The sequence below is a fragment of the Massilia sp. SYSU DXS3249 genome (assembly GCF_053668055.1).
The window spans coordinates 21831-34421 of sequence record NZ_JBSIPX010000002.1 but is presented as its reverse complement, the minus strand read 5'-3'; the positions used below and the strand labels follow the sequence as shown (position 1 = coordinate 34421).

General features: G+C 64.0%; 16 protein-coding genes. 9 read left to right on the top strand and 7 right to left on the bottom strand.

Annotated elements, in window-relative coordinates:
* Position 1 precedes the first annotated feature (1 nt).
* Positions 2 to 481, top strand: coding sequence for a VOC family protein (locus ACWCIA_RS02440; RefSeq protein WP_454160646.1), 480 nt, complete (start codon positions 2 to 4; stop codon positions 479 to 481).
* 56 nt (positions 482 to 537) lie between these two features.
* On the opposite strand, the gene ACWCIA_RS02435 is transcribed toward ACWCIA_RS02440, so the two are convergent.
* The 5 genes from ACWCIA_RS02435 to ACWCIA_RS02415 all read right to left on the bottom strand — a co-directional run bounded on the left by ACWCIA_RS02435 (position 538) and on the right by ACWCIA_RS02415 (position 4245).
* Positions 538 to 1239, bottom strand: coding sequence for a PEP-CTERM sorting domain-containing protein (locus ACWCIA_RS02435; RefSeq protein ID WP_454160644.1), 702 nt, complete (start codon positions 1237 to 1239; stop codon positions 538 to 540).
* Positions 1240 to 1618: 379 nt separating this feature from the next.
* Positions 1619 to 2050, bottom strand: a complete 432-nt coding sequence (locus tag ACWCIA_RS02430; RefSeq protein WP_454161244.1) for an acyl-CoA thioesterase — start codon at positions 2048 to 2050, stop codon at positions 1619 to 1621.
* Between the two features lie 19 nt (positions 2051 to 2069).
* Positions 2070 to 2576, bottom strand: coding sequence for a Dps family protein (locus ACWCIA_RS02425; protein ID WP_454160642.1), 507 nt, complete (start codon positions 2574 to 2576; stop codon positions 2070 to 2072).
* 187 nt (positions 2577 to 2763) lie between these two features.
* A complete protein-coding gene (gene hslO, locus ACWCIA_RS02420) occupies positions 2764 to 3717 on the bottom strand; it encodes an Hsp33 family molecular chaperone HslO (RefSeq protein WP_454160640.1) in 954 nt (317 codons plus the stop codon).
* Between the two features lie 3 nt (positions 3718 to 3720).
* On the bottom strand, positions 3721 to 4245 hold the full coding sequence (locus tag ACWCIA_RS02415) for a gamma carbonic anhydrase family protein (protein WP_454160639.1): 525 nt from the start codon (positions 4243 to 4245) through the stop codon (positions 3721 to 3723).
* Positions 4246 to 4407: 162 nt separating this feature from the next.
* Between ACWCIA_RS02415 and ACWCIA_RS02410 the strand changes: the two genes are divergently transcribed.
* Complete coding sequence (locus ACWCIA_RS02410) at positions 4408 to 5286, top strand: alpha/beta fold hydrolase (protein ID WP_454160637.1); 879 nt, start codon at positions 4408 to 4410, stop codon at positions 5284 to 5286.
* A 194-nt stretch (positions 5287 to 5480) separates the two neighbouring features.
* Here ACWCIA_RS02410 and ACWCIA_RS02405 read toward each other — a convergent pair whose 3' ends face one another.
* Positions 5481 to 5879, bottom strand: coding sequence for a GFA family protein (locus tag ACWCIA_RS02405; protein ID WP_454160635.1), 399 nt, complete (start codon positions 5877 to 5879; stop codon positions 5481 to 5483).
* 135 nt (positions 5880 to 6014) lie between these two features.
* On the opposite strand from ACWCIA_RS02405, the gene ACWCIA_RS02400 reads away from it, so the two are divergent.
* The 7 genes from ACWCIA_RS02400 (at position 6015) to bamC (ending at position 12072) form a co-directional block, all read left to right on the top strand.
* Positions 6015 to 6848, top strand: a complete 834-nt coding sequence (locus tag ACWCIA_RS02400) for a 3',5'-nucleoside bisphosphate phosphatase (RefSeq protein WP_454160633.1) — start codon at positions 6015 to 6017, stop codon at positions 6846 to 6848.
* A 265-nt stretch (positions 6849 to 7113) separates the two neighbouring features.
* Complete coding sequence (gene htpX / locus ACWCIA_RS02395; protein ID WP_454160631.1) at positions 7114 to 8007, top strand: protease HtpX; 894 nt, start codon at positions 7114 to 7116, stop codon at positions 8005 to 8007.
* Positions 8004 to 8627 (top strand): L-threonylcarbamoyladenylate synthase, encoded by a 624-nt coding sequence (locus tag ACWCIA_RS02390; RefSeq protein WP_454160630.1) that lies wholly within the window; start codon positions 8004 to 8006, stop codon positions 8625 to 8627. Before htpX ends, ACWCIA_RS02390 begins: the two co-directional genes overlap by 4 nt.
* A gap of 59 nt (positions 8628 to 8686) precedes the next feature.
* Positions 8687 to 9340, top strand: a complete 654-nt coding sequence (locus ACWCIA_RS02385) for a site-2 protease family protein (RefSeq protein WP_454160628.1) — start codon at positions 8687 to 8689, stop codon at positions 9338 to 9340.
* Entirely contained in the window at positions 9340 to 9909 is a 570-nt protein-coding gene (locus ACWCIA_RS02380; RefSeq protein WP_454160626.1) for a class I SAM-dependent methyltransferase, read from the top strand. The genes ACWCIA_RS02385 and ACWCIA_RS02380 overlap by 1 nt, the downstream gene beginning before the upstream one ends.
* 61 nt (positions 9910 to 9970) lie before the next feature.
* Positions 9971 to 10855, top strand: a complete 885-nt coding sequence (gene dapA, locus ACWCIA_RS02375; protein ID WP_454160624.1) for a 4-hydroxy-tetrahydrodipicolinate synthase — start codon at positions 9971 to 9973, stop codon at positions 10853 to 10855.
* A gap of 44 nt (positions 10856 to 10899) precedes the next feature.
* Complete coding sequence (bamC, locus tag ACWCIA_RS02370; RefSeq protein WP_454160622.1) at positions 10900 to 12072, top strand: outer membrane protein assembly factor BamC; 1173 nt, start codon at positions 10900 to 10902, stop codon at positions 12070 to 12072.
* A 141-nt stretch (positions 12073 to 12213) separates the two neighbouring features.
* On the opposite strand, the gene ACWCIA_RS02365 is transcribed toward bamC, so the two are convergent.
* Positions 12214 to 12504, bottom strand: a complete 291-nt coding sequence (locus ACWCIA_RS02365; protein WP_454160620.1) for a hypothetical protein — start codon at positions 12502 to 12504, stop codon at positions 12214 to 12216.
* Positions 12505 to 12591 lie beyond the last annotated feature (87 nt).

Sequence of the window (12591 nt, the reverse complement as noted above, 5' to 3'; positions counted from 1 at the left end):
CATGGTCAGCAAGAATACGGTGTGTCTCTGGTTCGACGGCACGGCATTGGACGCCGCGCAGTTCTATGCCGCGACCTTTCCCGACAGCGAAGTGAAGGCCGTCCACCGCGCGCCGGGCGACTACCCGGCGGGCAAGCAGGGCGACGTGCTGACGGTCGAGTTCACGGTGATGGGCATTCCCTGCCTGGGCCTGAACGGTGGACCCGGCGTCCAGCACAACGAGGCCTTCTCCTTCCAGGTGGCGACCGACGACCAGGCGGAGACCGACCGCCTGTGGAATGCCATCGTCGGCAATGGAGGCCAGGAAAACGTGTGCGGCTGGTGCCGCGACAAATGGGGCCTGTCCTGGCAGATCACGCCGCGCGTGCTGACGGACGCCATCACCGATCCGGACCCGGCCGCGGCCAGGCGCGCTTTCGAGGCGATGATGGGGATGGGGAAGATTGACGTGGCCGCGATCGAAGCGGCGCGTCGCGGTTGAAGACGTCACCGAAGAAAAACTGCGGGCGCACAGGCCCGCAGTCCACGCGCGCTAACCTATTGCATCTTGCGCCGGCGGCGCGACGCCGCCAGGCCTGCCAGTCCCAGCGCCGACAGGGCGAGGGTGGCCGGTTCCGGCACTTCGGTCGGGTCTTCCGGGTCGGTCGGGTCGGTCGGATCGGTCGGATCGGTTGGACCATCCGGCGGATCAATCGGCGTGCCGGGGAGAATATTGTCGAACGTGATATTGTCGAAGGCGATACTGTCCACGGAGCCAGCGAAGTTGACCGAGCGGGCAACGCCGGCAAAGCTCACGCCAACGTTGGTAAAGCGGCAGTAGAGGCCGTTCGGGTCGCCGAGGCAGCCGTCGTTGTTGTCATGCAGTTCCAGCATGGCAAGCAGGTTACCGGTACCGTTCAGGCCATCCCAGACGCTGATGAATCCGTTCTCGCTGCTGCTGTAGAAAAACGAGAAGCCGCCGTCGAAACCGGACGCCACGTTCATCGTCGCCGCCCCGCCGCTCAGGAAAAACAGCACCGTGCTGGCCGAGGGTTCGTTGGCGATGTCGCCGCGTCCGCCCGCGTCGCTGTCGATCACGGCCAGGCTGGTGCTCGAAAAGTGGACTCCGTAATTGGTGCCACGCTTGCCGCTAGAATCCGTCCCGCCATTGTAGAAATGATTGACCGCCGCCAGTTCCCCGATCCCCTCGAAGTCGAGCACGATGGGGACTGCGCTGGCGCTTGCTGAACATACGACCATTGCAGCTGCACAAGCTATTTTTTTGATAGGTAACACGGTTCTCTCCCAAGAGTTGAATGCCAGACTAGGCATCAGCTCTTCAGCAAATTGCGTGCCCACATGTAAATACAGGGCGTCCGATGCGCCAGTGTCTACCTTGCGTGCATGACTTGTAAATTCCGTCGACAAACGGTTAAAACGATTTACATAGTTCCAGTAGTAATATTCTCTTACTTCGGGTTACGTGTGCTGATCTCCGGGCATTGTTTCACTAATTCAAGAATGTCGCGTCAAGATGTGAGCAGGAAAAATGTGAGGTCGAACGACAATACTTTAGACGCAGCACAGGTGCTGTGCCCTCGGCTTCACGGAGTCTGCCTTCGCGCGGAAAATCGGTGGCTCAGGCTGCCGACGCGAGTTCTTGCAGGACGTCTCGCACCTGCGGAGGAATCGGCACCGAGGTATTGCTGCGCCGATCCACGTAGACGTGCACGAAGTGCCCGGCAGCCGAGGGCAGTGGCTCGTCGTTACGGTACAGGGCCAGCTCATAGCGCACGCTGGAATTGCCGAGCTTGGCAACGCGCACGCCGACATGAACCATGTCGGGGAAGGAAATGGAACTAAAGTAGGAACAGCTCGTCTCGACAACGAAGCCGACGATCTCGTCCCGGTGGATGTCGAGCACGCCGCGGTCGATCAGGAAGCGATTGACCGCGGTGTCGAAGAAGCTGTAGTAGTTGACGTTGTTGACATGCTCATAGCTGTCGTTGTCCATCCAGCGCGTAGGCAGCGCCATGCAATGCGGGAAGGCGGAGCGGGGCGTGTCGCGCATCGTCAACGGTCGGCTCCGTTTACTCCGACGAAGCGTCGCCCTGCATCGATCCGGCGCCCTGTTCGAGGAAGGAGCGCAGCATCCAGGCATTCTTCTCGTGCACTTCCATGCGGGTCGTGAGCATGTCGGCGGTCGGGAAATCGTCGAGCTCGTCGGCGACCTTGACGCCTGCGCGCAGGGTGCGCACGATGGTTTCGTTGCCGTCGACCAGCTGGCGGATCATTTCCTTGGCCGACAGCACTTCCGGCTCTTCGCTGATGTTCGACAGCTCGGCGTAGCGGCGCGAGGTGGCCGGCGCGAAGTGGCCCAGCGAGCGGATGCGCTCGGCGATGTCGTCCAGCGCGTTCCACTGCTCGGTGTACTGTTCCTCGAACATCACGTGCAGGGTCGAGAACATCGGCCCGGTGACGTTCCAGTGGAAATTGTGCGTCTTCAGGTAAAGCATGTAGGCGTCGGCCAGTACGGTCGAGAGCGATTCGACGATCTTGGCGCGGTCTTCGGTGCTGATTCCGGTATCCATGTGCATTGCGTTTCTCCCGTAGAAATTGATCATCTGTGAGTCGCAGTGTTTTGTGGAAATAGCAACACTGCTAACGATGCAACAGCTTAGCACCGGCCGAAAAAACCTGTAGCGCAGCGACCCGTTTCAAATCCGGGACAAACAAAAACGGCGCGTATTCACGCGCCGTCCCATGCCTGCCGCAGTCAGCCGATCAATGCTTGACTTCGCCTGCCGGCACCATCGCATCGGCGGTCGTCGGCGTCGCGAACAGCTGCGCGCAATCGACCTTGTCGAAGGCGTAATGCTTGCCGCAGAAGTCGCAGTTGATGCCCAGTTCGCCGAGGTCGGCCAGGGCCGATTCGACTTCATCCTGGCCCAGCATTTTCAGCATGTTGCCGACTTTTTCGCGCGTGCAGCTGCAGTGGAACTGCGGGTGCTGCGGGTCGAACACGCGAATCGTCTCTTCCCAGAACAGGCGGTTGAGCAGGGTCTCGATGCCGGTGGTGAGGAGTTCCTCGCGCTTGAGCGTGCCGCCGAGCACGACCGCGCGGTTCCAGGTTTCCAGGTCTTCCTCGGCGCTTGCCTGCTGGACCTGGTCGTCCTTGCCGCTGTGGCGCGGCAGCTTTTGCAGCAGCATGCCGCGCGAGACCTGGTCGTCGGCCGCCAGCCACAGCTTGGTGTCCATTTGCTCGGAGCGCAGCATGTAGTTTTCGATGACGGTCGCCATGTCCTCGCCGTCGAGCGGCACGATGCCCTGGTAAGGCTGCTGGCCCGGCATCTTTTCCAACGGGTCGAGCGTGATCACGAAGCGGCCGAGGCGGTTGACGTCGAGCAGGTCGCGCATGGTGGCGTCGTCCGCCACTTCCGCGTCAGGCGCCAGCTTGGCCGTCGCGCGGATGCGCAGGTCGGCGTCGCACTCGACCACCATCAGGCGCACCGGTCCATGACCGTGGATCTGCATCACGATCGAGCCGTTGAATTTCAGGTTGGCCGACATGAGCGCTGCCGCGGCCACCATCTCGCCGAGGATGGACCGCACGGCTTTCGGGTAGCCGTGGCGGGCCTGGATCTCGCGCCAGGTGTCGGAAATCTCGACCAGCTCGCCGCGCACGGCGGCGTTGTCGAAGATGAATTTCTGCAGGGTGTCCTTGGTGTCTACTGTCATTGTCTATCCGATTTTCTTGAGCTGCGCCTTGAATGTCTGGCCGCGTTCCACATAACTGGCGGCATTGCCTTGCAGGCGCAGCAGGTCTTCTTCCGTGAGGGTGCGCACCACTTTCGCGGGCGTACCGAGTATCAGCGAGTTGTCGGGGAACTCTTTGCCTTCAGTAACGAGGGCACCGGCCCCGACCAGGCAACCCTTGCCGATTTTGGCGCCGTTCAGGATCACGGCCTGGATGCCGATGAGCGAACCGTCGCCCACCGTGCAGCCGTGCAGCATGGCCTGGTGGCCGACGGTGACGCCTTTGCCGAGCGTGAGCGGGTAGCCCATGTCGGTGTGCATCACCGTGCCTTCCTGGACGTTGCTGTTTTCCCCGATCGTGATGCGCTCGTTGTCGCCACGAATCGTGACGCCGAACCAGACCGAGGCATTCGCCTCGACGGTCACTTTGCCGATCAGGTTGGCCGAATCGGCAACGAAGGCCGACGCATCGATCTCGGGCGCATGCTCGCCCAGCTGGTAAATCGCCATGGATGTGCTCGCGGAAGGGTTGGAATACCGCTATTTTACGCCCTCGCGTTCGCTGTCGCCGCCAAGGGACCCAAATGGGGATGGCCGGCAGGAATTCAACCATCGGCATATAATTCGATCATCCGTTACGAACGGTCGTACTTTTTTACTTTCTGAGCCCCTATGAAACCGTCCCGATCCGAATTCCTGACCGTGCGTGGCCTGCGCACCCACGTGCGCCACTGGGGCCGCGAGGGCGCGCCGAAGCTGTTCATGACCCATGGTTGGATGGACATGTCGGCGTCCTTCCAGTTCATCAATGATTGCCTGCAGGGCGACTGGCACGTGATCGCACCCGACTGGCGCGGCTTCGGCCTGTCCGAGCGTAGTCATTCGGACACCTACTGGTTCCACGACTACCTGGCCGACCTGGATTTCCTGCTCGACCATTACTCGCCCGGCGTGCCCGTCAACCTGCTCGGCCACAGCATGGGCGGCAACATTGTCAGCCTGTATGCGGGTGTGCGGCCTGAGCGCGTGAGTAAATTGATCAACCTCGAGGGCATCGGGCTGATGGGCGCCAGGCCCGAGCAGGCGCCGAAACGCATCGCGAAATGGCTGGACGAGCTGCGTACGCCGCCCGTCATGCGCGGCTACGCCAGCCTGGAAGAGGTGGCGGGACGCCTGCAGAAGACCAACCCGCGCCTGCCTGACGGGCGCGCCGCCTTCCTGGCCGAACACTGGTCGGCGCGCAACGAGGCCGGCGAGTACGAAATCCTGGGCGACCCGGCGCACAAGATGCCGGGGCCACTGCTGTACCACCTCGACGAGATGATCGCTTCCTGGCGCCGCATCACGGCGCCGGTGCTGTGGGTCGAAGCGGCCGAGACGGAGATGTGGAAGTGGATGGGGCCGCAGGAAGAGATGCGCGCCGAGGTCGATCGCAGGCTTTCTCACTTTGCGCGGGTGGAAAAGCACATCGTGCCGGAGGCGGGGCATATGGTGCACCATGACCAGCCGGAGGTGCTGGCGCGCTTGATCGAGGAGTTTTTGGGGCGTTAAGTAGTGGCGGGGTGTGCCGGCGTGCGTTGAACGCGTGGACGGCGTTCAAGCAACGTAGGTGCAGCCTTACGGGTGGAGCCGACCACCCTACGTAGGGTGGACGGGTTTCCCGTCCACGCGTTCAACCAGCTTGTGCATCATGCAAACGAAATTTGCATGGAACGCATGGGATGCGAAGCTTATTTGCATATGGCCTACAGATGCCGCACCTCATCCGGCGGCGTCACCCAATTGTCGTTACGCCCATCAATATAGCGAACCGGCGCGGCAATCAGCTCCGCCACAGGCAGATCGTCCAAACTGGCCACCGTCACCGCATGGAACGGCCCCGTCTTCGGCGCATCGCCCGTGGACCACACATTGATCCCGCAATGCCGGCAGAAGCAATGCCCGTCGCGCTTCAGATGAAAGCGGTATTCGCTGACCGCATCCGCGCCTGCAACGAGACGAAAGCGCGCGGGCGGCACCACGGCTGCCCAGAAACGCATCTTCGTGCAGATCGAACAATTGCATTTGATCGTACCCTGGGCGAGGTCGATGTCGGCCTCGTAGCGTACTGCGCCGCAATGGCAGCTGCCGTGGTAAGTCTTCATGTTTCCTTTCCTGGACGAAAATTGAACTCTAGCATTGCCGGCGCTGCAAGCGGTATCGGCCGCGCTGGCGGCAGGAATGCGGCGTACAATGTTCGCTCGTCCAGGAACTGCTTAGTTGCAAATGAGTCCCGCACCATGCTGAAAGTCGATCTCCACTGTCACTCGAACGTCTCCGACGGCGTGCTCACGCCCGCCGCCGTGGCCGCCTATGCGCGAAAGGGCGGGGTCGATGCCTGGGCGCTGACCGACCACGACGAGGTAGGCGGCATCAAGCGCGCGCGCGCCGCGGCGAAGGAGCAGGGCATGCGCTTCGTGGCCGGGGTCGAGATTTCCGTCACCTGGGCCAACCAGACCGTGCACCTGGTCGGCCTTCAGGTCGACGAGGACAACCCGGACCTGCTGGCCGGGCTCGCCGCCACCCGCAGCGGGCGCGATGCGCGCGGACGCGAGATCGCCGCCCAGCTGGAAGAGGCTGGCATCCCGGACGCTTATGAAGGCGCCCTGAAATACGTCGGCAACCCCGACCTGCTGTCGCGCACCCACTTCGCGCGCTACCTGGTCGAGTGCGGCAAATGCGATACGACGACCGAAGTCTTCCGCAAGTTCCTCACCGAAGGCAAGCCAGGCTACGTGCCGCACCGCTGGGCCACGCTGCCGGAGGCGATGGGCTGGATCCGCAGCGCCGGCGGCATCCCCGTCATTGCGCACCCGGGCCGCTACAAGTTCACGCAGACGGCCGAGGACGCGCTGTTCGACGAATTCCGCCAGCTGGGCGGCAACGCGATCGAGGTGGTCACCGGCAGCCACACGCCCGACCAGTACGCCACCTACGCCGAAGTCGCGCGCCGCTACGGCTTCCTCGCCTCGCGCGGCACCGATTTCCATGCGCCGGGCGAGGCGAGGGTGGAGTTCGACAAGCTGCCGCCGCTGCCGGCCAGCGTCAAGCCCATCTGGCACGATTGGTTTTAGGGTTGTGTCTTTCGTAGGGTGGGCGCCCCGTGCCCACGCGGAAGGCGCGCTGACGGGACATTCTTTTGTTCGATATCGGCTGGGTGGAGGGCGCGGTTTCAAAAGCGCCAACGTGACGCATGCATTCGCGTGGGCACGGAGCGCCCACCCTACGCGATATACGCCGTCGCTTTAAGCCAGCCATAAGCCCTCCACCCTTGAATTTTCCGACTGGCACCCTTATCTTGGCAGCCTGTTAACATCATTTCCGCCCTGGAGGCACCCCATGAAGCGCATTGTCTTGTTCCTGGCCACCAACCTCGCGGTTGTGCTGGTGCTGACGCTGGTCCTGAACCTGCTTGGGGTCGGACGTGCGGTGAGCGCCGAAGGGATCAATGTCGGCGCCCTGGCTGTGTTTTCGCTTGTGGTCGGCTTCACCGGCTCGATCATCTCGCTCCTGATGAGCAAACCGATGGCCAAGTGGTCGACCGGCGCGCGCGTCATCGAGCATCCGCAGAATTCGACCGAGCTCTGGCTGGTGAACACGGTGCGCCGCCTGGCCGACCGTGCCGGCATCGGCATGCCGGAAGTGGCCGTCTACGATGGCGAGCCGAACGCCTTCGCCACCGGCGCATTCAAAAACTCGGCGCTGGTCGCGGTCTCGACCGGCCTGCTGCAGGGCATGAACCAGGACGAGGTCGAAGCCGTGCTGGGCCACGAAGTGGCGCACATCGCCAACGGCGACATGGTCACGCTGACCCTGATCCAGGGCGTGGTCAACACCTTCGTCGTGTTCCTGGCGCGCGTGGTCGGCTTCTTCGTCGACAAGGTCCTGCTGCGCGGTAACGACGACCGCGGGCCCGGCATCGGCTACATGGTCACCGTCTTCGTCTGCGAAATCCTGTTCGGCCTGGTGGCCTCGATCATCGTCGCCTGGTTCTCGCGCAAGCGCGAATTCCGCGCCGACGCCGGCTCCGCGCAACTGCTCGGCTCGACCGTGCCGATGCAGAACGCGCTGGCCCGCCTGGGCGGCCTGCAGCCGGGCGCCTTGCCCTCGTCGATGAGCGCCTCGGGCATCTCCGGCGGTGGCGGCGGCTGGGGTGCGCTGTTCTCGACCCACCCGCCGATGGAAGAACGCATCGCGGCCTTGCAAACCCTCCGCCAGGAAGGTGCCCGATGAGCCAGTTCTTCCAGATCCATCCGCAAAACCCCCAGCCGCGCCTCATCAAGCAGGCAGCGCAGATCCTCCGCGCCGGCGGGGTGGTCGCGCTGCCGACCGACTCGGCCTATGCACTCGTCTGCCAGCTGGACGATAAAAGCGCCGTCGAAAAGCTGCGCCGCGTGCGCGGCATCGACGACAAGCACCACCTGACGCTGCTCTGCCGCGACCTCTCCGAGATCGCCCAGTACGCGCGCGTCGACAACAGCCAGTACCGCCTGCTGAAGGCGACCACGCCGGGGCCTTACACCGTGATCCTGGAAGCGACGAGGGAGGTGCCGCGCCGCCTGTCGCACCCTTCGCGCAAGACGATTGGGCTGCGCGTGCCGGAAAACGCCATCACGCTGGCGCTGCTCGAGGAACTGGGCGAACCGCTGATCGGCACCACGCTGCAATTGCCGGGCGACGAACACATGCTGTCGGACCCGGACGAGGTGCGCGAGCGCCTGGAGAAGCAGATCGAACTGGTGGTCGACGGCGGGGCAGGGACGCTGGAACCGACCACGGTCATCGACCTCAGCGGTCCCGAGCCCGTACTGGTGCGCGAAGGACGCGGCGACCCCTCTTTATTCGGCCTCTGAGGCCGAGCCTGCCCCACCCGCCGGGCGCTTGCGCCCGGCTCTGCTAGAATCCTTCCCCTATGGATGAAATCATTCGCAACATCGCAGTCTATGCGCTGCCCGTCCTTTTTGCGATTACCCTGCACGAAGCCGCCCACGCCTACGCCGCCCGCCATTTCGGCGACAACACGGCCTATGCGCAGGGGCGCATGACGCTCAATCCGCTGGTGCACGTCGACCTGTTCGGCACCATCATCATCCCGATCGCGCTGTACGTCACGAGCGGCTTCGTGTTCGGCTATGCCAAGCCGGTGCCGGTCCAGTTCGGCAACCTGCGCAACCCGAAGCGCGACATGGCCTGGGTGGCGCTGGCCGGCCCGCTCGCCAACTTCGTGATGGCCGTGATGTGGCTGGTATTCGCCGTGCTGTTGAACGCGCTCGACGTCAGCGAGGAATTCCCGCACGCGGTGGCCAGGGCCGGACTGGTGACGAACCTGCTGATCTTCGCCTTCAACCTGTTCCCGCTGCCGCCGCTCGACGGCGGGCGCGTGGTGACGAGCATGCTGCCGCACCGCCTCGCCTTCAAGTTCGCGAAGATCGAGCCCTACGGCTTCTTCATCCTGCTCGCGCTGCTGTACTTCAACGTGCTGGCCTTCTGGGTGCAGCCGGTGATGTGGCTGGGCGCCCAGCTGGTGCAGCTCGTGGCGACGCCCTTTACCTTCCTGCTGAGCTGATGCACGCGCCGACGCTCGCACCTTCGCACTGGGTACGCCGCTTCGCGCCGCTCGTCCCGACCGGCGAGGTGCTCGACCTGGCCTGCGGCAGCGGGCGCCATGCGCGCCTGTTCGCCGGGCTCGGCCATGCGGTCACGGCAGTCGACCGCGACCCGGTCGCGCTGGCAGCGAGCAGCGGTCCCGGCATCGCGACACTGGAAATCGACCTCGAGCGGGAAGGGGCGCCATGGCCTTTCGAGGCCGGGCGCTTTACGGGCATCGTCGTCACCAACTACCTGCACCGCCCGCTGCTGGCAAGCCTGTGCGCCAGCCTGGCGCCAAACGGCGTCCTGATCTACGAAACTTTTGCGCTTGGCAATGAAGCCTTCGGCAAGCCTTCGAATCCGGCCTTCCTGCTGCGTCCCGGCGAACTGCTGGACATGGCGGCGGCCGCCGGCCTGACGGTGCTGGCCTACGAGGACGGCGTCGTGCTCCAACCGAAGCCGGCGCGGGTGCAGCGTCTGTGCGCCTGTGGCCCGGCCTTCGCGCAAACCGAGGCGAAGCTCGACCATTTATCTGGCCGGGAATGAACCATACCGGCGGGCGATCCGCTACAATCAGATTTTTCTTTTTCGGCACGTTCCACTGATTATGATTAAGGGCAGCATTGTAGCAATCGTCACACCGATGTTTGAGGACGGCAGTCTCGACCGGGATAGCCTGCGCAAACTGATCGACTGGCATGTTGCCGAAGGCACGGACGGCATCGTCATCGTCGGCACCACCGGCGAATCGGCGACGGTGAGCCCGGAAGAGCATGGCGAACTGATCAAGCTGGCGGTGGACCATGCCGCCGGCCGCATCCCGGTGATCGCCGGCAGCGGCGGCAACTCGACCGCGGAGGCCATCGCGCTGACCCGCCATGCGAAGGAAGTCGGCGCCGACGCCTCGCTGCAGGTGGTGCCGTACTATAACCGTCCGACCCAGGAAGGCATGTACCGCCACTTCAAGGCGATCGCCGAAGCGGTCGACCTGCCGATCATCCTGTACAACGTGCCGGGCCGCACGGTTGCCGACATGAGCAACGAGACCATCGCGCGCCTGGCGCCGATCGACAACATCGTCGGCGTGAAGGATGCGACCGGCAACATCGGGCGCGGCATCGAACTGCTGAAGATGGTCGACAAGTCCTTCGCCGTCTACTCGGGCGACGACCCGACCGCGATGGCGCTGATGTTCTGCGGCGGCGCCGGCAATATTTCGGTCACCGCCAACGTCGCCCCGCGCGCCATGCACGAGCTGTGCGTGGCCGCTATGGCAGGCGACATCGCGCGCGCCATCGAGATCAACAACAGCGTGCTGCAGCTGCACGCCAAGCTGTTCGTCGAGCCGAACCCGGTGCCGGTCAAGTGGGCCCTGGCGGAAATGGGCAAGATGCCGGCCGGCCTGCGCCTGCCGCTGGCGCCGCTGTCGAACGCCTTCCACGACACCGTCCGCGCCGCACTGCGCGACGCCGGCCTCGTTCCGCAATCCTGAGTCCCGCAAGGGTGTTGGTTTTCCAGATCTGAAATCGCAACGATATGACTAAAAGCAACAAAACGACTTCGCCTGCCGTACGCGTCCTCGCCCTGAGCGCACTGGCGCTCTCCATCGCCGGCTGCACCACGGTGTTCGAATCCGACAAGGTCGACTACAAGGGCGCCAAGAAAGCCGCCCCGCTCGAAGTGCCGCCGGACCTGACCCAGCTCCAGAAAGACAACCGTTACGCAGCGCCGGAAGGCCGTGGCGTGGCCACCGCTTCCGGCATGCAGGCGCCGGGCGCCGCAGCCGCAGCCGGATCGGCGGTGGCGGCCGATGCCGGCGGAGCAAACGCCTCCGGCCCGATCGGCCCGGTCTCGACCGACGCCGTACGCGTCGAGCGCGCCGGCGACCAGCGCTGGATCGTCGTCAAGCAGGCGCCCGAGCAGCTCTGGCCGCAGGTGCGCCAGTTCTGGCAGGACGCCGGCTTCACGCTGGCCAGCGAATCGCAGACGACCGGCGTCATGGAAACCGAATGGGCGGAAAACCGTTCGAAGATCCCGCAGGACTTCCTGCGCAAGAGCCTGGGCCGCGTCTTCGACCGTGCCTACTCGACCGGCGAGCGCGACAAGTACCGCACCCGCCTCGAGCGCCTGCCGGACGGCTCGACCGAGATCTACATCAGCCACCGCGGCGCCGAAGAGGTGCTGACCGGCGCGCAGAAGGAAACCACGGTCTGGACCGTGCGCCCGAACGACCCGGTGCTCGAAGCCCAGTTCCTGGGCCGCCTGGTGGCGCGCCTGACCGGCGTCACCGAGCCGGCCGAGGTGAAAGCCGCCGAGGCGACCGTCGCAGCCGCCGCGCCGGCCCCGCAGCAGGCCAAGCTGACCGGCGACCGCGTGGAAGTCAACGAAGGCTTCGACCGCGCCTGGCGCCGCGTCGGCCTGGCGCTCGACCGCGTCGGCTTCACCGTCGAAGACCGCGACCGCGTGCAGGGTGTCTATTTCGTGCGCTACGTCGATCCGGACGGCTCGAACCAGGAAGGCTTCATCAAGCGCCTGTTCAGCTTCGGCGACTCCGACAAGGCCAAGGAAGCCCAGCGCTACCGCGTGCTGGTCAAGGCCGCCGAGAACGGCAACACCAGCACCGTCACGGTCCAGGATAACGCCGGCAAGCCGGACAGCTCGCCGACGGCGACCAAGATCCTGTCGCTGCTGAACGACGAGCTGAAGTAATCATCAGCGGCAACGAAAAAGCCGGCCCGCGTGGCCGGCTTTTTTACGTCGGTCGTTTTCGTAGGGTGGGCATTCATGCCCACCCTACGGACGAAAAAAAACCGGCCCGCAGGCCGGTTCTTCGTATCAGGCAAAACCTGATTACTTCTTGGCAGCGTCAGCAGCGACGTCAGCAGCGGTCGAAGCGGCCGAAGCAGCATCAGCGGCAGCAGCCGAAGCGGTAGCAGCAGCAGCAGCAGCGTCAGCGGCTGGGGTAGCAGCAGCGTCGGTGGTGGTGGTGGTTGCTGGAGCGACGGTGGTGTCGGTGGTGGTGGTGGTTGCAGGTGCTTCAACAGCAGCTGGGGTGGTGGTGGTGGTGGTGGTCTCTTCTTTCTTCGAGCAAGCAGCCAGAGCAACAGCCATCAGGGAGACGATCAGCAGGGATTTTTTCATGGTTTTTTCCTTAATTAAGTAAGTACTATTGTTGCGATTAATAATTACCGGTAATTATCGCTCGTTGGAATTCTCGTGTACTTTCAT